The 20,269-nt window shown below is 74.3% G+C and carries 18 protein-coding genes and 1 pseudogene; 15 read left to right on the forward strand and 4 right to left on the reverse strand.

The annotated features are described in order from the left end of the window. The 4 genes and pseudogenes from FYX01_RS04665 to FYX01_RS04680 all read left to right on the forward strand — a co-directional run. Window positions 1-190: pseudogene (locus tag FYX01_RS04665) on the forward strand (ABC transporter ATP-binding protein); the annotation flags it as partial. A 443-nt stretch (window positions 191-633) separates the two neighbouring features. Beyond that, window positions 634-798, forward strand: a complete 165-nt coding sequence (gene rpmG / locus FYX01_RS04670; protein ID WP_150237915.1) for a 50S ribosomal protein L33 — start codon at window positions 634-636, stop codon at window positions 796-798. Window positions 799-901: 103 nt separating this feature from the next. Beyond that, complete coding sequence (locus FYX01_RS04675) at window positions 902-1,150, forward strand: type B 50S ribosomal protein L31 (RefSeq protein WP_150237917.1); 249 nt, start codon at window positions 902-904, stop codon at window positions 1,148-1,150. Window positions 1,151-1,338: 188 nt separating this feature from the next. Next, a complete protein-coding gene (locus FYX01_RS04680; RefSeq protein ID WP_150237919.1) occupies window positions 1,339-3,720 on the forward strand; it encodes a lysylphosphatidylglycerol synthase transmembrane domain-containing protein in 2,382 nt (793 codons plus the stop codon). A 250-nt stretch (window positions 3,721-3,970) separates the two neighbouring features. On the opposite strand, the gene FYX01_RS04685 is transcribed toward FYX01_RS04680, so the two are convergent. From FYX01_RS04685 to FYX01_RS04695, 3 genes are all read right to left on the reverse strand, one after another. Then, window positions 3,971-4,792, reverse strand: a complete 822-nt coding sequence (locus tag FYX01_RS04685) for a SigB/SigF/SigG family RNA polymerase sigma factor (RefSeq protein WP_394350433.1) — start codon at window positions 4,790-4,792, stop codon at window positions 3,971-3,973. 346 nt (window positions 4,793-5,138) lie between these two features. Beyond that, window positions 5,139-6,116, reverse strand: a complete 978-nt coding sequence (locus FYX01_RS04690) for a glycosyltransferase family 9 protein (RefSeq protein ID WP_223830312.1) — start codon at window positions 6,114-6,116, stop codon at window positions 5,139-5,141. A 70-nt stretch (window positions 6,117-6,186) separates the two neighbouring features. Then, window positions 6,187-6,606: a CBS domain-containing protein gene (locus tag FYX01_RS04695; RefSeq protein ID WP_150237925.1), complete on the reverse strand. Its 420-nt coding sequence runs from the start codon at window positions 6,604-6,606 to the stop codon at window positions 6,187-6,189. A gap of 409 nt (window positions 6,607-7,015) precedes the next feature. Between FYX01_RS04695 and FYX01_RS04700 the strand changes: the two genes are divergently transcribed. The 11 genes from FYX01_RS04700 to FYX01_RS04750 all read left to right on the forward strand — a co-directional run bounded on the left by FYX01_RS04700 (window position 7,016) and on the right by FYX01_RS04750 (window position 19,213). Continuing rightward, complete coding sequence (locus FYX01_RS04700; RefSeq protein WP_150237927.1) at window positions 7,016-8,674, forward strand: carbamoyltransferase family protein; 1,659 nt, start codon at window positions 7,016-7,018, stop codon at window positions 8,672-8,674. Continuing rightward, complete coding sequence (locus FYX01_RS04705) at window positions 8,671-10,170, forward strand: HAD-IIIA family hydrolase (protein WP_150237929.1); 1,500 nt, start codon at window positions 8,671-8,673, stop codon at window positions 10,168-10,170. The genes FYX01_RS04700 and FYX01_RS04705 overlap by 4 nt, the downstream gene beginning before the upstream one ends. Then, complete coding sequence (locus tag FYX01_RS04710) at window positions 10,163-11,179, forward strand: glycosyltransferase family 9 protein (RefSeq protein WP_150237931.1); 1,017 nt, start codon at window positions 10,163-10,165, stop codon at window positions 11,177-11,179. Before FYX01_RS04705 ends, FYX01_RS04710 begins: the two co-directional genes overlap by 8 nt. Beyond that, complete coding sequence (locus FYX01_RS04715) at window positions 11,176-12,255, forward strand: glycosyltransferase (RefSeq protein WP_150237933.1); 1,080 nt, start codon at window positions 11,176-11,178, stop codon at window positions 12,253-12,255. Before FYX01_RS04710 ends, FYX01_RS04715 begins: the two co-directional genes overlap by 4 nt. After that, window positions 12,252-13,523 carry a glycosyltransferase gene (locus FYX01_RS04720; protein WP_150237935.1) on the forward strand — a complete coding sequence of 424 codons (1,272 nt, stop codon included), beginning with the start codon at window positions 12,252-12,254 and terminating at the stop codon, window positions 13,521-13,523. Before FYX01_RS04715 ends, FYX01_RS04720 begins: the two co-directional genes overlap by 4 nt. Next, on the forward strand, window positions 13,523-14,113 hold the full coding sequence (locus tag FYX01_RS04725; protein WP_150237937.1) for a D-sedoheptulose-7-phosphate isomerase: 591 nt from the start codon (window positions 13,523-13,525) through the stop codon (window positions 14,111-14,113). Before FYX01_RS04720 ends, FYX01_RS04725 begins: the two co-directional genes overlap by 1 nt. A gap of 53 nt (window positions 14,114-14,166) precedes the next feature. After that, on the forward strand, window positions 14,167-15,498 hold the full coding sequence (gene rfaE2, locus FYX01_RS04730; RefSeq protein WP_150237965.1) for a D-glycero-beta-D-manno-heptose 1-phosphate adenylyltransferase: 1,332 nt from the start codon (window positions 14,167-14,169) through the stop codon (window positions 15,496-15,498). 87 nt (window positions 15,499-15,585) lie between these two features. Next, window positions 15,586-16,272, forward strand: coding sequence for an SDR family oxidoreductase (locus FYX01_RS04735; RefSeq protein ID WP_150237939.1), 687 nt, complete (start codon window positions 15,586-15,588; stop codon window positions 16,270-16,272). Window positions 16,273-16,418: 146 nt separating this feature from the next. Further along, window positions 16,419-17,411 carry a UDP-glucuronic acid decarboxylase family protein gene (locus FYX01_RS04740; protein WP_150237941.1) on the forward strand — a complete coding sequence of 331 codons (993 nt, stop codon included), beginning with the start codon at window positions 16,419-16,421 and terminating at the stop codon, window positions 17,409-17,411. A gap of 33 nt (window positions 17,412-17,444) precedes the next feature. Then, entirely contained in the window at window positions 17,445-18,317 is an 873-nt protein-coding gene (locus tag FYX01_RS04745; RefSeq protein WP_150237943.1) for a glycosyltransferase family 2 protein, read from the forward strand. Continuing rightward, window positions 18,314-19,213, forward strand: a complete 900-nt coding sequence (locus FYX01_RS04750) for a glycosyltransferase family 2 protein (protein WP_150237945.1) — start codon at window positions 18,314-18,316, stop codon at window positions 19,211-19,213. The genes FYX01_RS04745 and FYX01_RS04750 overlap by 4 nt, the downstream gene beginning before the upstream one ends. Here the strand turns inward: FYX01_RS04750 and FYX01_RS04755 are convergent. Then, entirely contained in the window at window positions 19,201-19,968 is a 768-nt protein-coding gene (locus FYX01_RS04755) for a Rossmann-fold NAD(P)-binding domain-containing protein (RefSeq protein WP_317846044.1), read from the reverse strand. The two genes, FYX01_RS04750 and FYX01_RS04755, sit on opposite strands and share 13 nt — an antisense overlap. Window positions 19,969-20,269 lie beyond the last annotated feature (301 nt).

Genomic DNA, 20,269 nt, shown 5'->3' on the forward strand with positions numbered 1-20,269 from the left:
AAGTGACCGGGTCGCGGTGATGCGTGCGGGTGAGGTCGTGGAGATGGGGGACAGCGACTCGGTGTATGAGAGTCCGGGCAGCGACTACACCCGCCAGCTGCTCAACGCCGCCCCCCTCCTGGACCCGGACGAGGCCCGTGCCCTGCGCGCCGAGCGCATGGAGAAGCGCGACGGGAAGACCGCCGCGTAGTCCCGGCCTCCGGCCGTCCCTGGGGCGGTCCGGCCCTTCCGTACCGTACGCCGGTGCCACCGTGGAACCCCGTGGTGGCACCGGCGTCGTCGTGCGGGAGGGGGCGGGCGCCAGTACCGGCGCCCGGTCGGAACGGCTCCCCTCCGGAGGAGTGAGCCCGGGAACCTCCCTGCCGACCCGCGCCCACGGTGTCGGCAGGGAGGCACCTGGGTATGCCTATGCGGGTCACCGCCCCACCAGGCGGTGTGTCGCGCCGAGGCGGGCCCGAGGATCGTGGTCAGGTGGTCACGGTGGGGCCCGCGGCGGGTGGCCAGGCCGTGGAGCCCCGCGCTCCGGTTCCCCTCCGAGCGCGGCGCGGTCCGTCGACGGCGGCCGACCGGTCAACGCGGGAATGAAAACGGTTGTCATCGACTTGTCATGTGTGGAACCCGGAGGAGGCATCCATGGCACGTAACGAGATCCGGCCGACCACCAAGCTCAGGTCGACCGCCGGAACCGGCTACACCTACGTCACCCGCAAGAACCGGCGCAACACGCCCGACCGGCTCACCCTGCGCAAGTACGACCCGGGTGCCCGTCGGCACGTCGACTTCCGCGAGGAGCGCTGAGCGAGCGCCCGCCGCCAGCGGGGCCCGTCACCGTCAGGCCCGGACGGCACGGCCGTCCGGACCGGGGCGGCCCCTCCACCGACCGACTTCCACAGGGGGAGACATGAAGCCCGGAACCCACCCCGACTACCACCCGGTGGTCTTCCGCGACCGCGCGGGTGACTTCGCCATCCTCACCAGGTCCACTGCCGTCAGCGACAAGACCATCGAGTGGAGCGACGGCAACACCTACCCGCTGATCGACGTCGAGATCTCCAGCGCCAGCCACCCCTTCTACACGGGCCAGACCCGTGTGGTGGACACCGCGGGCCGCGTCGAGCGCTTCCAGCGCCGCTACCAGCGCAGGGGCTGAGCGGGGAACCGCCGGCGGGGCCCGGTGCCCCGCCCCGCTCCGCGTCGGAGGAAGCGTGCGCGCCGCCACGCGCCGGGACCCACCCGGGCCGCGCGGCGGCGCGCCCGGCGCCGTGTGACCGCTTCCGGTGACACGAAACGCCCCCGACCCTGGCACCCGGAACCCCGTCGATCGGGCACTCTGGGGACGTGACTCCCCGAACCGACGACGCTCCCTCCCCGGCTCCCCACACCGCGCGGGCCCCACGCAGGCCCGTCGACCTCCTCGTGGGCGCGGCCGGCCTGCTCGTGGTGGCGGCGATCATGCTCGCCGTCCAGCTGGCCACCGGAGACGTGGATGCCACCGACCCGGACCGGCTCCGCGCACTGCTGCCCACCGGCCTGTTCCTGCTCGCCGCCGTGGGCGCCAACCTGCTGCTCATCGTCCTGGTCAGCTACGTCGTCCTGCGCGTCCTGTTCACCGAGGGACCGCGGGCCCTGGCACGGCCGGTCATCTCCGGGATCGCCGCCTACACCCTCGCCTCTCTGATCAACGCCACACTCATCGCCCTGATCGGCCCCGAGCGGCTCCCCGACGTGCTCGCCCCCGACGACGTCTTCACCAGCGCCGCCCTCGGCTACGTGGCCGCCGTCCTCGCCTTCGCCCGCACCATGCCCACCGGCATGCCCCGGGTGCGTTCGGCCCTGTGGGCGGGCAACACCACCGTCGCGGCCTGTGCGCTCCTGGCCGGGGTCACCAGCCTCCTCGCCCTCGTCCTGACCGTCCTGGTCGGCCTCACCTGCGCGGCCCTGGTCCGCTACTTCCTGGGAGAGAGACCGTTACCCCAGACCGGCGGACGCCTGTACGACGAGATGCGGCGGTTCGGGCTGAACGCCACCGACGTGGTCCGCGCGGACGACGACGTGGAGGGCAACCCCCGCTACCTGGCCGAGTTCGACGACGGGCGCAGGGGGGAGGTCATCGTGCTCAGCTCGGAGAGCACCACCGGGTTCTGGAGGCGCCTGCGCGACCTGCTCTTCCTGCGCGGTCCCGTGGCGCCCCGGATGCTCTACGGCGTCCGCCGCCGCGCCGAACACGCCGCGCTGATGAGCCTCTCCGCCCGCCAGGCCGGGGTCACCGTCCCCCGTGTCCTGGCGGTCGGTGAACTCGTACCCGGCACCGTCCTGCTGGTCCGTGAACTGCCCGACTTCCGCACCCTGGACGAGCTGGACGAGTCGGAGCTCACCGACGAACTGCTCGACCTGTGCTGGGACGAGCTCGGTCTCCTGCACCGGTACCGTCTGGCACACGGCAACCTCAACGGCACCACCGTCGGTGTCCTGGGCAGTCCTCCCGAACGGGCGGTCTTCACCGGCCTGGACCGGGGCGCGGTGGCCGCGCCCCAACTCCAGACGGCCCTGGACCAGGCCGCCATGGTCACCCTGCTGGCGATGCGGGTGGGGGTGGAGCGGGCGGTGGACTCCGCGGTACGCGCGCTGGGGGTTTCGGCCACCGCCGCGGTCCTGCCGTTCCTGCAGCCCGCGGGTCTGCCCTACACGCTGCGCGCGGGCCTGCGCGGGGACCGCGGGCTCCTCGGGCGGCTGCGCGAGCGCGTGGTGAGTATGGCCCCGGAGGCGCCCTCCGAACCGGCGCGCCTGGAACGGATGCGGCCGCGCACCATCGTCAGCGTGATCGTCGTGACCGCCGTCGGCCTGGTGCTCCTGTACCAGCTCACCGGGGTGGACTTCAGCACCATCGGCCAGGCCGATCCCGGGTGGGCGGCGGCCGCCGCCGTGGTGTCCGTGGTGTGCACGCTCTCCGCCGCGATGATCCTCATCGGCTTCGTGCCCGTGCCGCTGCCGTGGTGGCGCACCGTCATGGTCCAGTACGCGGGATCGTTCGTGCGCATCGCCGCGCCCGCCGGACTGGGGTCGATCGCGGTCAACACGCGGTTCGTCACCAAGGCGGGGGCGCCCGCCTCGCTGGCCCTGTCCGCGGTGGGCCTCACCCAGCTGGTCGGGTTCCTGGTGCACGTTCCGCTGCTGCTGGTGTGCGCCTACCTCACCGGCACCTCGTACTGGACGGGGTTCACGCCGTCCCCGACCGTCGTCGTGATCAGCATCGCCGGAACGGCCGCGGTGGGCATGACCCTGCTGGTGCCCCGGCTGCGGCGGGCCGTCGTCGACCGGGTCCGGCCCTACCTGCGCGGTGTGCTGCCTCGGCTGCTGGACATGCTGCAGAGCCCCTCCAGCCTGGCGCTGGGCTTCGGAGGGACGCTGCTGCTGACCGTGGCGTTCGTGTTGTGCATGCACTTCTCGGTGCTGGCCTTCGCCGACCCGGAGACCCGGGTGAGCCTGGTGGCGGTCGCGGTGGTCTACCTGGCGGGCAACGCGATCGGCTCCGCGGCTCCCACACCGGGCGGTCTGGGAGCGGTGGAGGCGGCCCTGATCGGCGGTATGACCACCGTGGTCGGCGTGCCCGCGGCCGTCGCGCTGCCCGCGGTGCTGCTGTTCCGGCTGCTGACCTTCTGGCTTCCGGTGCTGCCCGGCTGGGGCGCCTTCTCCTACCTGCAGCGCCGCGAGGCCATCTGAGCGGGTACGCCGCCGTCAGGACGTGCCGGACCGGGAGCGCACCGCACTGGCAGGCCGAGAGCGGAGCGGGTCTGTGCGGTCATACTTCCGAGGCTACGGACACCGCCTCCTGCGGGCGTCCGCGTCCGGTCCCGACCGTGTACGTCCGAACGCGTCACCGGCGTCGCCCCGCGTGCCGCCCCCCTCGGGGACGGACGTGGTCGTACGCCGTGCGTGCCGCCGCCGTCGGCCGGCCCGGCGGCGGCCGGCGTCAGGAACGGTCGTCCCCGCGCGACGGGTCCGCGACGACCTCCCTGCGCAGCTGGTCCAGGACCCCCGCGAGCAGACGGGACACGTGCATCTGGGAGTAGCCCAGCGCCTCGGCGATCTCGGACTGGGTGTGGTCGCCGAAGAACCTCAGCATGAGGATCCTGCGCTCCCGTTCGGGCAGGCGCGCCAGGGCGGGCTTGATCGACTCGCGCTCGACCACCCGCTCCAGGGCCTCGTCCTCGTTTCCCAGGTGGTCCTCCAGCGGTGCGCTCGCCCCGCGACCGGAGCCCGAGACCTCGGGCGCGTCCAGCGACAGGGACCGGTAGGCCGCCGAGACCTGGGTCAGCTCGCGTACCTCGGCCTCGGAGATCCCCATCGCCAGGGCGAGTTCCGCGGTCGTGGGGGTGCGCGCGTGGGCCTGCTGGAACTCGCCGGTGACGCGCCTGAGCTGGCTACGGTTCTCCTGGTGCCGCCGCGGTACGCGCACGGCCCAGGTGTGGTCGCGGAAGTGGCGCTTGATCTCGCCGGTGACCGTGGGCAGCAGGTAGGAGATGAACGGCTTGCCGCGGTCGGGGTCGTAGCCGTGGATGGCTTTGACCAGACCCAGCATGGCCGTCTGCTTCAGGTCCTCGTAGGGCTCGCCCCTGCCGTCGTAGCGGCGGGCGATCCGCTGCACCAGTGGACGGTAGAGGTCCATCACGCGCTCGCACAGCACGATGGCGCGAGGGTCCTGGCTCGACAGTGCCTTCAGGGCCGCCAGGAGCTCCTCCGCCGAGGCGGAGGAGGTCGAGGAGGCTTCCATGGCTTCGGTGTTGGCGGACACGTAAGACCTCGCTCGTCGATGGACTTCGTTGAGGCCCGGGGCCGGTTGCGTCCGCGTCGTCGTGCGACGTCCGGCCGCCTTCCGGGACGCGGTGCGCTCGTGTGGACGATGGTGGAAGGCGGTGGCTTCGGTGGCCTGCCCGGCGAACGCGGCTCGGGGCCGGTGGGTACGCAGCGTGTACGTGCCCATGAGGAGAGTCCCGAAAAAGCGCGGAACCATGACTTGGAGGAAGCTTGCCCGGGTGTTGGGGAACCCTGGGCAGAGACGAGCCGTACCGACGGCCGCCGGGCGGGCCGGGGCGTTCGCGGCCTCCCCTGGCGGAGGCGTACCGCTCTCCGCGGCGGGATCAGGGCTCGCGGACCCTCCCGCCGTCCGTGCGGCCGGCGGCCGAGGCGGCCACGGTGTCGCACGCGGCGAGGACCTCCTCGGCGCCGATGGCCTCCAGACCCGGGTCCAGCGTCGCGGAGTGCGGGTCGCCGAGCCGCCCCCTCCACAGACACGCGTGCAGGTCCCGGTCCACCAGAGGCCCCCACAGCTTCGGGGACACGGGGCCGAAGAGGCGTACCGACGGCGTGCCGTAGGCGGTGGCCAGGTGACCGACACCGGTGTCCCCGCACACCACCAGGTGGGCCCCGGAGACCAGGCGCGCCAGCAGGCCCAGGGAGGTGCGCCCGGCCAGGACCGCTCCGGGACCGAGCCCGGCGGCCTCGGCCACCCGCTCGGCCAGGGCCGCCTCGCGTTCCGACCCGGTCACCACCACCCGCAGTCCTGAGGCCGCCAGGTGGCCGGCCACCCGCGCGAAGCGCTCCGCGGGCCACCGGCGCGACTCCGAGGCGGCTCCGGGATGGACGACGGCGGTGTCCCCCGTGACCACCGCGTCCTCCGGCCCGGACCGGTCCGCACACTCCGGCGGACGCGGCCACCTCAGGTCGTCCGGATCGGCCGCCACACCGTGCAGGCGTAGCAGACGGCACCAGATCTCGGCGTCGTGGACCTCCTGAGGCCACTCGGGCCCGGGCCACTCCGGTGCGGACGGGTGCCCGTGGGTCCACAGCCGCTCGGGTCCCAGGGAGGCCAGGGCCGCCGTGCTCCGCGGCCCACGGCCGTGGAGGTTGACCGCCAGGTCCGGGGCGGAGGCTCCGTCCGGGACGCACAGCGGCGCGGTCGGCAGGACCTGCCAGCGCAGCCCGGCCAACTCGACCAGGTGCCGGTACCAGGAGGGGCCCGCCAGGATCCGGTGCCATGAGGGCAGAGCCCTCTCCAGCGCGCGCAGCGCGGGAACGGCCGTGGCGAAGTCACCGAGTCCCAGCGCCCGGGACACCAGCAGGGACGACCCGCTCCCGCCCGGTCCCCTTTGACCGGGCGGGAGCGGGAGTGCCTCTCCGGTGGGAGGCTCAGTGGTTGGGATCGGCAGCGCTGACATCGGCCAGAGCGGAGTCCTCGTCGACGGCCCGTGCCAGGTCCCCCATGCTCACGACACCGACGACACGGTCGTCGTCCACCACGGGAAGGCGGCGTACGGCGCTGGTGCGCATCACGTGCACCGCGTCGCGGATTCCGCTCTGAGGCGGCACCGTGGCCAACTCGGAGCTGCAGACCTCCTCGGCGGTGTGCTGGACGGGGTTGCCGCCCTCGGCCACACAGCGCACGACGATGTCACGGTCGGTCAGGATGCCCATGATCCTGTTGTCCCGGGTCACGACCACGTCGCCCACGTCGGAGTCGCGCATGATCTCCGCGGCCTCGCGCAGCGACGTGTCCGGTGCGATCGTGCGGACCGGAGTGCTCATCACCTCGTCGATGGTTCGCACCATGGCCTGCTCCCTTCTGCCGGCTTCTGCCTCGGCCGTGTTCCTCCGAACGGCCTCGCGCCGGGGCGCGGTTCCGCCGGTGTGGGCGCGAGCGCGCCGGAAACACGTCCGTGGCCTCACTCGTCCCATAGCCCACATCCACATGGACAAACATGATGTCCCGCCGCGTCTCGGCAGACTGCTCCGGATCGTGCGCGCGTGCCCCCGTGCCGGCGCCCCGTGCCGGCGCCCCGGCCTCCGTCCTCACCCTCCGTGTCGGCGAGCCGTCTCGGGGTCGTCTCCCGTGCCCGGTGTCAGGGCAGGTGGGGGCGCACGCCCGCTCCCTGCCCATGTTTAGGCGTCGCTTCGACTGGTAGTCGAGTGAGTGCGCTCAGCGTCCGAGTGCACAGACTCCGTCCAGGAGGGAGCGGTCATGAGAATCCTCGGTGTCAACGCCGTCTTCCACGATCCGGCGGCGGCGCTCGTCGTGGACGGTCGCACCGTCGCGGCGGCCGAGGAGGAGAGGTTCTCCCGGCGCAAGCACGGCAAGGAGGCGGTTCCCTTCTCGGCCTGGGAACTGCCGGTACGGTCGATGCGCTGGTGCCTGGAGCAGGCGGGGCTGCAACCGGCCGACCTGGACGCGGTCATCTATTCCTACGACCCCGCCCTGGCCGATCCCGAGGGACCCGGGCAGGACCGCGGCTGGGAGCGACTGCGCCTGTTCTACGTCGAGCGAGCGCCGCACTTCCTCGCCACGGCCCTGCCGGGGCTGGACCCGGCCAAGGTCAGCTACGTGCCCCACCACGTCGCGCACGCGGCCTCCACCGGACTCGCCGCCCCGACCGAGGCCGGAGGCGGCGAGTGCGCGGTGTTCGTGGCCGACGGGCGCGGCGAGAGCACCTCGCACCTGGCGGGCGTCTACACCGGTGGGCGCCTGGAGGTCCTGGCCCGCCAGCCGCTGCCCGAGTCGCTGGGCCTGGTCTACGAGGAGCTCACCGAGCACGTGGGCTTCCACCGCTCCAGCGACGAGTACAAGGTGATGGCCCTGGCCTCCTACGGCGAACCCACCATGCTCGACCGGGTGCGTGAGCGCATCGGCTACGAGGGCGACGGACTGGTCCGTGCGTCCGGTGTGGACTGGAACTCCCTCGTCGAGCCGTGCGAGCCCGGCCAGGAGCCCGCCAAGGAACACGCCAACCTCGCCGCCAGTGTGCAGGTCGCCATGGAGGAGGCACTCCTGGGAGTGCTCGGATGGCTGCACGAGCGGACCGGGCGCCCGCACCTGACGATGGCCGGAGGGGTGGCGCTCAACTGCGTCGCCAACAGCCGCATCGCCCGCGAGAGCCCCTTCGAGCGGGTGTGGGTCCAGCCCGCGTCCGGCGACGCGGGCACCGCGCTGGGCGGTGCGCTGCACGTGGCCTCACTGGTGGAGGACCACGTCTCGCCCATGCCGGGGGCCGACCTGGGCCGTTCCTGGGACGAGGACGAGCTGTGGCACGTGCTGCGTGAGGCCGACGTGGAGTTCGAGCGCCCCGACGACCTGGCCGACACCGTGGCCGAGGCCCTGGAGGGCGACGCCCTGGTGGCCTGGTTCCAGGGCCGCTCGGAGTACGGGCCCCGCGCCCTGGGACACCGCTCCCTGCTCGCCAACCCCACCAACTCCGGCAACCTCGAACGGCTCAACCGGGTCAAGGGCCGCGAGCAGTTCCGTCCCGTCGCGCCGATGGTGGCCGAGCACAGGGCGCCGGAGATCTTCTCCGGCGGGCCCCTGCCCAGCCCCTACATGCTCTTCGTCCACGACGTGCATCCGGACTGGCGCGAACGCATACCCGCCGTGGTCCACGTGGACGGCACCGCACGGGTCCAGACGGTCGCCCCGGCCGACGACCCGCTCACCTCGCGCCTGCTGGAGCGCTTCGAGGCGCGCAGCGGCCTGCCCGTCCTGGTCAACACCAGCCTGAACACCGCCGGACGCCCCATGGTCGACTCGCCGCGCGACGCCCTGGAGTGCTTCGGTTCGGCGCCCGTGGACATCCTGGCGATCGGACCGTTCGTCGTCCGCCGCCACCCGCGCGAGAGGGTGTACCGATGAGCGCGCCCCGCTACGCGGTCGTCGTGCCCACCATGGGACGCCAGACCCTGCCCCACGTGCTCCGGCCCCTGCTGGGCGCGCCGCCCGAGGCGGCCCCCGAGGAGATCGTCGTCGTCGACGACCGGCCGCTGACGGAGACCGCGCCCCTGCTCGGCGCAGGCCACGCCCGGGTGCGCGTCCTGCGTACCGGGGGCGGCGGCCCCGCCTCCGCCCGCCAGGCCGGATGGCACTCCTGCCACAGCGAGTGGATCGCCTTCCTGGACGACGACGTCGCCCCGCCCGGCGACTGGCCGGAGCGGCTGTGCGCGGACCTGGCCTCCCTGCCCTCCGAGGTGGGTGCGAGCCAGGGGCGCATCACCGTGCCCCGGCCCGGAGGGCGCGGACCCACGGACGCCGAACGCGCCACCCTGGCCCTGGAGGGCGCCCTGTGGATCACCGCCGACATGGCCTACCGCAGGAGCGCGCTGGAGGCGGTCGGCGGCTTCGACACGCGTTTCCCGCGCGCCTACCGGGAGGACACCGACCTGGCCCTGCGGGCCATGGACGCCGGATACACCCTGGTCCGCGGCGAACGCGAGTGCGTGCACCCGCTGCGCGGCGGCGGCCGCTGGGCCAGTCTTCCCGCCCAGCGCGGCAACGTCGACAACGCTCTGATGGACCGCCTGCACGGACGGGGCTGGCGCGACCGGGTCGATGAGGGGCCCGGCGGCCTGCGCGGGCACATCGTGACCACGGCCGCGCTCGCGGCCGCGGCCGGGGCCGCGCTGACCGGGCACCGGAGGGCGGCCGTCGCGCTCGGCGCCCTGTGGGCGGCGCGCACCGCCGCCTTCACCAGGCGGCGTGTCACCGGCGGGCCCGCCACCGCCACCGAGATCACCGACATGGCGGTGACCAGCGCGCTCATCCCGCCGCTGGCCTGCTGGCAGCGGCTGCGCGGCGAGATCCGCCACGCCGGGGCGCGCCCGGCCACCGGCGTCCGGGCGGTCCTGTTCGACAGGGACGGCACCCTGGTCGAGGACGTCCCCTACAACGGCGACCCCGACAAGGTGCGTCCCACGCCCACCGCCGCGCGGGCGCTGGCCCTGGCACGCCGCGCCGGACTCGCCGTCGGGGTGGTGAGCAACCAGTCCGGGATCGCGCGCGGGCTGCTCACCCACGACCAGGTGGAGGCGGTCAACCGGCGTGTGGACGAACTGCTCGGCCCCTTCGACGTCTGGCGGATGTGCCCGCACGGAGAGGAGGGCGGCTGCCGGTGCCGCAAGCCCGAACCCGGCATGGTCCACTCCGCCGCCGCCGAACTGGGCCTGCGCGCCTCCCAGTGCGCGCTGGTCGGCGACATCGGCTCCGACGTCGACGCCGCGCGCGCCGCGGGCGCGCGCGGGGTGCTCGTGCCCACCGCGGCGACCCTGGACGCGGAGAGCCGTGGCGCTCCCGAGACCGCACCCGACCTGGAGGCGGCCGTCCTGCGCCTCCTGGGAGGGGCGTTCAGTGAGTGACGGAACCGTGCTCGTGGCACGACTGGACAGCATGGGCGACGTCCTGTTGTCGGGGCCGGCGGTACGCGCCGTCGCCCACGGCGCCGACCGGGTGGTCTACCTGGCCGGGCCCCGGGGAGCCGAGGCCGCCGCGATGCTCCCGGGCGTGGACGAGGTCCTGACCTGGTGCGCTCCCTGGATCGCCGCCGATCCGCCTCCGGTGGACCGCGAGGAGGTCACCGGCCTCGTGGAGCGCCTGTCCCGCGTCGGCGCGGACGCCGCCGTGCTGTTGACCTCCTTCCACCAGTCGCCCCTGCCGCTGGCCCTGCTCCTGCGCATGGCCGGGGTGCCGAGGATCTGCGCCGTCAGCGAGGACTACCCGGGCAGCCTGCTCGACGTGCGCCACCACGTGGCCCACGGCGTTCCCGAGGCCGAACGGATGCTGTCCGTGGCCGAGGCCGCCGGGTATCCGCCTCCCGTGGGCGAGACCGGACGCCTGGCGGTGCGCCGCCCGCTGCCCGACACCCGGGAACTGACCGGGCCGGGCGGGTACGCGGTGGTCCACGTCGGCGCGGACGCGCCCTCCCGGGAACTGCCGCCCGACCTGGCCGCCAAGACCGTCGCCGCGCTCGCCGAGCGCGGACACCGGGTCCTGGTCACCGGCTCGGCGAGTGAGGCGGACCTGGCCGGGGAGATCGCCGCGCACGGCGGCGCGGACCTGGCCGGGCGCACCACCGTCACCGAACTGGCCGACCTGCTCGACCGCGCCGCCGTCCTGGTCTCGGGCAACACCGGCCCCGCCCACCTGGCCGCCGCGGTCGGCACGCCCGTGGTCTCGCTCTTCTCCCCGGTCGTGCCCGCCTCGGCCTGGGCCCCCTACGGCACACCGGTGCGGGTCCTGGGCGACCAGTGGGCGCCCTGCGCCGACACACGGGCCCGGGTCTGCCCTGTACCCGGCCATCCCTGCCTGAACTCGGTCTCCTCCGACGACGTCCTGACCGCCGTCGACGAACTCCTGGGGGAACGATGACCCTTCACCACCCGGCCCCGGCCCCGGCCACGGGCCCGGCCACGACCGTCCCGGCCGGGACGGCCCCGGCCGACATGGCCCAGGGCGAGGCCAGGACGCCCCGGCGCGTCCTGCGGATCCTGCTCTGGCACGTCCACGGATCGTGGACGACCGCCTTCGTCCACAGCGGGCACACCTGCCTGCTGCCGGTGACCCCGGACCGGGGGCCGGACGGCCGGGGCCGCGCGCGGACGTGGGACTGGCCGCGCAACGCCGTGGAGACGCCCTGGGAACGGATCCGCGGGAGCGAACCCGACCTGGTCGTCCTCCAGCGCCCGCACGAACTCGCCCTGGCCGAGAGGCTCCTGGGCCGCACCCTGGGCAGGGACGTGCCCGCCGTCTACGTCGAGCACAACACCCCACGCGACGACGTGCCGGTCACCCGCCACCCCGTGGCCGACCGCGACGACATCCCCGTCGTCCACGTCACGCACTTCAACGACCTGTTCTGGGACTGCGGGCGTGCCCCCACCCGGGTGGTCGAGCATGGCGTGCCCGACCCCGGGCACCGCTACACCGGTGAGATCGCCCGCGCGGGCGTGGTGCTCAACGAACCCCTGCGCCGCTGGCGCTTCACCGGCACCGACCTGCTCCCCGCGCTCGCCGACCGGGTGCCCCTGGACCTGTTCGGCATGGGCGTGGCCGGGGTCCCCGACCACTTCGGGCTGCCACCCTCGCGGCTGCGCGCCCACGAGGACCTGCCCCAGGGCGCCATGCACGACGAGCTCGCCCGCCGCCGCGCCTACGCCCATCCCCTGCGGTGGACCTCACTCGGCCTCTCCCTCATCGAGGCCATGATGCTCGGCCTCCCCGTCGCGGTCCTGGGAACCACCGAGGCACACGAGGCCGTACCACCGGAGGCGGGCACCGTCTCGACCGACCCCCGAGTACTCGCGGAGGCACTGCACGCGTTCCAGGAGGATCGCGACCTCGCCTTCCGCACCGGCATGGCCGCCCGTACTGCGGCCCTGCGCCGCTACGGGCTCACCAGGTTCCTCGACAACTGGGACCGGGTGCTACAGGAGGTGACGTCATGAGGATCGCCATGGTCTCCGAACACGCCAGCCCGCTGGCGGCGATCAGCGGAGAGGACGCGGGCGGCCAGAACGTCCACGTGGCCGAGCTGGCCGCGGCGCTCGCCGCGCGCGGACACGAGGTAGCCGTCTACACGCGCCGCACCGACACCGAGAAACCCGACACCGTGCCCATGGGCCCGGGAGTGCGGGTGGAGCACGTGCGCGCCGGACCGGCGGCCCCGATCAGCAAGGACGAACTCCCCAGGTACATGCCCGAGTTCGCGCAGCGTCTGCGGGCGGCCTGGCGGGTCCACAGGCCCGACGTCGTCCACGCCCACTTCTGGATGAGCGGCTTCGCCTCGCTGCGGGCGGCCAACGCCCTGGGTCTACCGGTCCTGCAGACCTTCCACGCCCTGGGCACCGTCAAGCGCCGCCACCAGGGCTCGGACGACACCAGCCCCGTCGACCGCATCCCGACCGAGCGCGCCGTGGCCAGCCGGTGCGACATGGTCGTGGCCACCTCCACCGAGGAGCGGCGCGAACTCGGCGAGTGGGGCGTCCCGCCCGGGCGCGTCGCGGTCGTGCCCTGCGGCGTGGACACCTCCCGCTTCACCCCGGAGGGCCCCGGCGCCATGATGCGCGGCGACCGGCCGCGCCTGCTCAGCCTGGGCCGCCTGGTCAGGCGCAAGGGCGTGGACACGGTGATCCGCGCGCTGGCCGAGGTACCCGAGGCCGAACTGGTCATAGCCGGAGGCGCCGACCTGGACCGCCTGTGGACCCAGCCCGAGGCGGTGCGGCTGCGCATGGTCGCCGAGCGCATGGGCGTCGACGACCGGGTCCGCTTCCTGGGCTGTGTGGACCGCTACGAGGTACCCGCCCTGCTCAGGTCGGTCGACGCGGCCGTCAACATGCCCTGGTACGAGCCCTTCGGGATCTCCACCGTCGAGGCGATGGCCTGCGGTGTCCCCGTGGTCGCCTCACGCGTGGGCGGCCACGTGGACACCGTCGTGCACGGGGAGAACGGTCTGCTCGTACCGCCCCGGTCGCCCAAGCGGCTGGGCCGCGCCGTGCGCTGGCTGCTCTCCGACGAGGAGGCCAGGTCCTCCTTCGCCGACGCGGCGGCCGAGCGCGCCCGGGAGCGCTACTCCTGGGCGGAGGTGGCCCGGCGCACGGAGGAGTGCTACCTGCACGTGACCGACACGGCCGCCACGACCGGCGCGGGCGTTCCGGCGCCCCGCACGGTCAGCGGTACGCCGGTCGGCACCACCGCCAGGGGAGGTGAGGAGTGATGCACGCACACCTGAGGCGGCTCAGCGCCGCCCTGGGAGGTACCGACGCGGCCCGCGTCGAGGCGTGGGGCGCGCGTGCCGCGCGGGCTCTGAGTGACGGGCAACGCCTGTTCGCCTGCGGCAACGGCGGCAGCGCGGCCGAGGCCCAGCACCTGACGGCCGAGTTGACCGGGCGCTTCGAGGACGAGCGCGCGCCCCTGTCGGCCATCGCGCTGCACGCGGAGACCTCCAGTGTCACCGCCATCGCCAACGACTACGGATACCGCCAGGTCTACGCGCGCCAACTGCGCGCCCACGCCCGGCCCGGCGACCTGCTGGTGTGCATGTCCACCAGCGGCAACAGCGAGAACGTCGTCGCCGCGGCCAAGGCCGCGCACGAGCTCGGCGTCACCTGCTGGTCGATGACCGGTCCGGGACCCAGCGCCCTGGAGTCGCTCAGCGACGAGACGGTCGCGGTCCCCGCACCGAGGACCTCGACCGTGCAGGAGGTCCACCTGGCACTCGTCCACGTGTTCTGCGCCGCGGTGGACCGGGAGCTGGCGGCGCGCGAGCACGAGGTGTTCGTCCCGGCGCGGAGGGCCGCCACGTGAGCGCCGCAGAAGGACCCGTGGTGGTGGTCGGCGACGCCCTGCTCGACGTGGACATGCGGGGGGTGTCCCGGCGCGACTGCCCCGACGCGCCCGCGCCCGTGCTGGAGGGGACCGAGACCTGGTACCGGCCGGGCGGCGCGGCACTGGCCGCGCTGTGCGCCCGCGAGGGCGGCCGCGAGGTGGTCCTGGTGACCGCCGTGGGCCGCGACGCGGCCGCCGACGACCTGGCCGCCCTCCTGGACGGGGAGGTCACCCTCGTGGGACTGCCCCTGATGGAGCGCACGCCCACCAAGACCCGCGTCCAGGCCAACGGGCGCACCGTGGCCCGTCTGGACGAGGGGTGCGGCGGTGTGGAGGAGACCGCGTCCGGCGCCGTCGTGGCCCGGGCCCTGGCTGGCGCCTCGGCTGTGCTGGTGGCCGACTACGGGCACGGGCTCACCCGTCAGAGCGCCGTGCGCGGGGCCCTGGCGGCGTGCGCGGACCGCGTCCCACTCGTGTGGGACCCGCACCCGCGCGGAGCGGCGCCCCTGCACGGCGCGCGCCTGGTCACGCCCAACGCCGCCGAGGCCCAGGTCGCCGAGGACGAGGGCGAGCGGGCCCTGCGCCGGGCCGGTGAGCTGGCCGGAGTGTGGGGGACGCACTCCGTGTCCGTCACCCTCGGCGCGCACGGGGCCGCCTGGGCCGACGGGGCCGGGGAGCGCGCCCTGGTGCCGGGCGAGCCCGTGGACGTGCCGGAGGACACCTGCGGGGCGGGCGACGCCTTCGCTGCGGCGTGCGCCACGGCACTGGCCGACGGCGCGCACGTGCGCGCCGCCGTCCGCCACGGGGTCGGCTCGGCGGCGGCCTTCGTGGCCCGGGGCGGGGCGGCGGCCCACACCCGCCCCCACCCGGGCCTGCCTGCCCCGCGTGCACGTACCGCGGCCGGTCCGGAGACCGCGGCCGGCGGGCGGGACGAGCGGGTCGTGGCCACCGGCGGCTGCTTCGACGTCCTGCACGCGGGCCACGTCGACCTGCTGCGGCGGGCCCGGGCCCTGGGGGACCGCCTCGTGGTGCTGCTCAACAGCGACGCCTCCGTGCGGGCGCTCAAGGGCCCCGGCAGGCCCGTCGTCGGTGAACGCGACCGTGCCCGGGTGCTGTCCGCGCTCGACTGCGTGGACGAGGTCGTCGTGTTCGGCGAGGAGACTCCCGTGCACGCCCTGGAGGAGCTGCGGCCCGACGTGTGGGTCAAGGGCGGCGACTACGACGTGGAGGGGCTGCCGGAGACACCCGCCGTGCGGCGGGCCGGGGGAGAGGTGGTCACCGTGCCGCTCGTGCCCGGCCACTCCACGACCGGGCTGATCACCCGCATACGCGGTCGGGGCCGCGACAACGTGCCCGTCCGCTGAGACGGCCGGGCCCGCGCCGACCGCCCACAGACCACCGGCCACGAGCCGGTCACCGATGACGAGTTCGACATGAGGAACGGGGGAGATATGCGTTCGCTAGGGAACACACTGATCACCGGGGGCGCCTCGGGCCTGGGAGCCGCCACGGCCGAGGCCGTGGCCGCCGAGGGCGGGCACCCGATCATCCTGGACAAGCAGCACCCCGGCAACGACCTGCCCTTCGAGCAGGTGGACCTGGCCGACCGCGAGGCGGTCGAGCGCGCCGTCCAGCAGGTCGTCGTCCAGCACGGGCGCATCGACGCCCTGGTCAACGCGGCCGGGACCGACGCCTGCGGCACGCTCACGGACGTGTCCGCGGACGACTGGGAGAAGGTCATCCAGGTCAACCTGCTCGGCACCGCCGCCGTGACCCGCGCGGCCCTGCCGCACCTGCGCTCCTCCGAGGGCACGGTGGTCAACTGCGCCTCCACCCTCGGCCTGCGCGCGCTCAGCGACGCCACCGCCTACTGCGCCTCCAAGTTCGGGGTCGTGGGCTTCACCCGGGCTCTGGCCGCCGAACTCGCCGGCCAGGTCGGGGTGACGCTCCTGGTCCCGGGCGGCATGAGCACGGCCTTCTTCGACGACAGGCCCGAGCAGTACAAGCCCGGTCCGGACGCCAAGCTCAACGCGCCCGAGGACGTGGCCCGCTCGGTGGTGTTCGCGCTGCGCCAGCCGCCCGGCTGCGAGGTGCGCGAGATGGTCATCTGCTCCTCGCAGGAGACGTCCTGGCCCTAAGCCGTGTCCGCCCGCGTGTCCGGGTGCCGCCGGGAGCCTCCGGTGCCTCCCCGGCGTCCGGCGGCACCCGGACCGCCCCCGCCGACCCAGTCCTCCAGACAACAGACCCAGGCAAGTGGTGAGACCCTCCGAGGAGGTGGGCGACGATGCGAGAATCCGCGTCGAGAGGAAAGGCCCTGGTCACCGGTGGTGCCGGATTCATCGGCTCCCATCTGTGCGAACGGCTGTTGGAGAGGGGCGCACATGTGGTGTGCCTGGACAACTTCGCCACCGGCCGTGCGGAGAACGTGGGGCACCTGGCCGGGCATCCGCGGTTCGAGCTGAGAGAGGCCGACATCATCGAACCGCTCACACTGGACGAACCCGTGGACACGGTGTTCCACCTGGCCTCGGCCGCCTCACCGCCGGACTACCTGCGCCTTCCGGTGGAGACGCTGGAGGTGGGCAGCCTGGGCACCCGCAACGTCCTGGAGCTGGCCGAGGAGCACGGCGCGCGCCTGGTCCTGGCCTCCACGAGCGAGGTGTACGGCGACCCGCTGGAGTACCCGCAGCGCGAGACCTACTGGGGCAACGTCAATCCGGTCGGTCCGCGCAGCGTCTACGACGAGGCCAAGCGCTACGCCGAGTCGCTGACGATGGCCCACCACCGGGCACGCGGAGCGGACGTGGGCATCGCGCGCATCTTCAACTGCTACGGGCCGCGCATGCGTGCCGACGACGGCCGGATGGTGCCCACCTTCGTCACCCAGGCGCTGGAGGGCCAGCACCTGACGGTGGCCGGCGACGGCCACCAGACACGGTCGCTGTGCTACGTGGAGGACACCGTGCGGGGCCTGCTCGCCCTGGCCGACAGCAAGGCGACGGGACCGATCAACATCGGCAGCGACGAGGAGCTGTCCGTGCTGAGCCTGGCCCGCGTCGTCCTGAACGTCACCGGCGCGCAGGAGGGGCTCACGTTCATCGAGCGCGCGGAGGACGATCCGCGCTTTCGGCGCCCCGACATCCGCCTGGCCGCCGAGGTCCTGGACTGGCGTCCGCGCATACGCCTGGAGGAGGGGCTGCGGCGCACCGTCGCCTACTTCGTGGAGCAGCGCTCCCGCTACGACGGGCTGCCCGAGGGAGCCACACCCGCCAACTGAGACGGCTGAGCGAAGGACGGCAGGGAGGACAGAGTGGGGAACCCGGAGCACTCGCGGGTCACCGTGGTGGTGGCCACCCGCGACCGCCGTGACGAGCTGCTGCGCACACTGGTGCACCTGGAGAAGCTGGAGCCCCGGCCGCCCGTGGTGGTCGTGGACAACGCCTCCACCGACGGCACCGCCGAGGCCGTCCGCTCCGGGTTCCCCGACGTCCTGCTCGTGCGCGAGCCCCGCAACATGGGGTGCGCCGCCCGCAACACCGGCGTGGCGCGCGCGGACACGCCCTACGTCGCCTTCTGCGACGACGACTCCTGGTGGGCCCCGGGGGCGCTGGAGGCGGCGGCCGACACCCTGGACACCCACCCGCGATTGGGGCTCGTGGCGGCGTCCGTGTTCGTCGGGGAGGAAGAGCGACCGGACCCGGTCAACGAGGCGATGGCGCGCAGCCCGCTGCCCGGCGACGGCCTGCCGGGGCCGCGGATACTCGGCTTCCTGGCCTGCGCGGCCGTGGTGCGGCGCGAGGCCTTCAAGGAGGTGGGCGGTTTCGACCCGCTGCTGTTCTTCGCGGGGGAGGAGGCGCTCCTGGCCCAGGACCTCGCGGCGTCCGGCTGGGACCTGTGCCACCTGGAGCACGTGCGCGTGCACCACCACCCCTCCTCCATGCGCCCGCCCGGCAGGTGGCGGCGGACGATGGACGAGCGCAACGCGCTGCTGACCGTCTGGCTGCGCCGCCGTCCGGGCCTGGCCCTGGCCCGGACGGCGCGGCTGGCCGGGCGCTCGCTGCGCGACCCGGTCTCCCGCGGGGCCCTGACGGGGGCGCTGCGGCTCCTGCCCGGGGCGATGGCGCGGCGCCGCCCGGTGCCCGCGCGCGTGGAACGGCACCTGTCCCTGTTGGAGGAGGCATGAGCGAGGGCGCCCGCGTGGGGATCGTGGTCATCACCCGCGACCGCCGGAAGGAACTGCTGCGCACCCTGGACCGCCTGGAGACCCTGTCCGGACCGCCGCCGACCGTGGTGGTGGACAACGCCTCCACGGACGGCACGGCCGACGCGGTCGGCGAGCGCCACCCGTGGGTGCGGCTCGTCCGGGCGGGCGCCAACCTGGGCTCGGTGGGCCGCAACATCGGCGTGGAGGCCCTGGACACGCCCTACGTCGCCTTCTGCGACGACGACACCTGGTGGGATCCCGGCTCCCTCGAACGGGCGGCCGGCCTGCTGGACGCCCACCCCGGGCTGGGATCGGTGACGGCGCGCCTGATCGTCGAACCCGGGGGACACGAGGACCCCCTCACCCCCGAGCTGCGCCACTCGCCGGTCCCGGGCCCCGACTGGCTGCCCGGACCCGCCCTGCTGGGAGTGCTGGCCGGGGTCACCGTGTTCCGCGTCCGCGCCTTCCAGCAGGTGGGGGGCTTCTCCCCGCGCCTGTGGCTGGGCGGGGAGGAGGAACTGCTGGCGCTGGACCTGGCCGCCGCCGGGTGGTGGATGTGCTGGGACGAGCGGACGGTCGCCCACCACGCCGCCTCCCCGGTGCGAGACCCGTCCCGGCGCCGTCGCCTGGGTATCCGCAACACCCTGTGGACCGCCTGGCTGCGGCGCCCCGCCGACGGCGCGTGGCGGCACACCTGGTCGACCCTGCGGTCGGTGCCGCGCGACCGCTCCAGCGCGATGGCCGTCGCCGAGGCGCTGGCGGGCCTGCCGTGGGTGCTCAGGGAGCGCAGGCCGGTCCCGCCCGAAGTGGAGCGGGGGCTGCGCGCCCTGGAGGGTCCCCGCCGGGAGTCCAAGGCCCGGCGCTACGTGGGCTGAGGAAAGCCGTCAGCGAAGCGCCGGGGCCCGCCGCCGCGCACCTCCACGTGCCCGCCGTCCGACTCCAGCGGGGCGACACGCACCGCGTCCGGCGCCGGCAGGCGGACGGGCTCCTCCAACGCCCTCTCCCGGAACGGGGACCGCCGGTGTTCGGCGGCCTCCGCGTCCGACAGGGGACGGAAGTCGTGGGCGTGGTCGGCCGCCCACTCGCGGAACGTGCGCGCCGGCTGCCCGGTGACCTCCTCCACGGCCGTGGAGACCGGCTCGGGGTTCTCGACCATCTCGCCCCAGGCGTCGAGGGCCGCCTCGGCGAACGCCGGGTCGCCGATCTGCGCCAGGAACCTGTCCCGGGTCACCTCACGCGGGACCTCCTCCCAACGGGCGGGGCGGCCGACGGCCTCGCCGATGAGACGCACCTGCTCGGCCTGGGTGACCACCTCGGGGCCGGTGAGCACGTACTTCGCCCCGACGTGACCGTCCTCGGTGAGCGTTCGCACGGCGACGTCCGCGACGTCCCTCTCGTGGACCAGCGACCGCCCGGCCGCGCCGTGGGTCCACCGCACTGTCCCGTCCAGGCGGACCTGGTCCGCCCAGCCGAGGGTGTTGGTGGCCAGGCCGCCGACGCGCAGGAAGGTCCACTCCAGGCCGGAGTCCGCGATCTCCCGCTCGATACGCCCCCAGACCCCGTTGTCCTCGGAGCCGACCTCGTCCGACACCGCGGCGGCGGAGACGTAGACGATCCGGCGCCAGCGCACGGACGTCGGCCCCGGCCGTACGCAGTCCGGAGACGACGTGCCGTCCGATGTTGCCGGTCGCCCCCGTCACCAGGATCTTTCCCCGTGCCGTCATCAGCTGCCCCGTTTCTGTGAGGGTGTGGCGCGGCCGGCCCGTACGGCCCGCCGGGAGGAACCGGTGGGAACCTCTCGGCAAGCATGAACCCTCAACCTTTATTGAGCTCAAGCTCCGGGCCCGGCCGTGAAGGGGCTGCGGTTGACGTAGCGTCAACCCCCGACGCCGTTCCCGGGCCGGACGGAGCGGCCCCGGCGGGATCCGCCG

The organism is Nocardiopsis quinghaiensis (genome assembly GCF_008638365.1).
GTDB classification, from domain to species: domain Bacteria; phylum Actinomycetota; class Actinomycetes; order Streptosporangiales; family Streptosporangiaceae; genus Nocardiopsis; species Nocardiopsis quinghaiensis.

Coding starts and splice junctions, on each gene's coding strand:
- FYX01_RS04675 (WP_150237917.1), top strand. CDS start 902: ATGAAGCCCGGAACCCACCCCGACTACCACCCGGTGGTCTTCCGCGAC.
- rpmG (WP_150237915.1), top strand. CDS start 634: ATGGCACGTAACGAGATCCGGCCGACCACCAAGCTCAGGTCGACCGCC.
- FYX01_RS04725 (WP_150237937.1), top strand. CDS start 13,523: ATGCACGCACACCTGAGGCGGCTCAGCGCCGCCCTGGGAGGTACCGAC.
- FYX01_RS04715 (WP_150237933.1), top strand. CDS start 11,176: ATGACCCTTCACCACCCGGCCCCGGCCCCGGCCACGGGCCCGGCCACG.
- rfaE2 (WP_150237965.1), top strand. CDS start 14,167: ATGCGGGGGGTGTCCCGGCGCGACTGCCCCGACGCGCCCGCGCCCGTG.
- FYX01_RS04695 (WP_150237925.1), bottom strand. CDS start 6,606: ATGGTGCGAACCATCGACGAGGTGATGAGCACTCCGGTCCGCACGATC.
- FYX01_RS04735 (WP_150237939.1), top strand. CDS start 15,586: ATGCGTTCGCTAGGGAACACACTGATCACCGGGGGCGCCTCGGGCCTG.
- FYX01_RS04750 (WP_150237945.1), top strand. CDS start 18,314: ATGAGCGAGGGCGCCCGCGTGGGGATCGTGGTCATCACCCGCGACCGC.
- FYX01_RS04705 (WP_150237929.1), top strand. CDS start 8,671: ATGAGCGCGCCCCGCTACGCGGTCGTCGTGCCCACCATGGGACGCCAG.
- FYX01_RS04740 (WP_150237941.1), top strand. CDS start 16,419: ATGCGAGAATCCGCGTCGAGAGGAAAGGCCCTGGTCACCGGTGGTGCC.
- FYX01_RS04700 (WP_150237927.1), top strand. CDS start 7,016: ATGAGAATCCTCGGTGTCAACGCCGTCTTCCACGATCCGGCGGCGGCG.
- FYX01_RS04720 (WP_150237935.1), top strand. CDS start 12,252: ATGAGGATCGCCATGGTCTCCGAACACGCCAGCCCGCTGGCGGCGATC.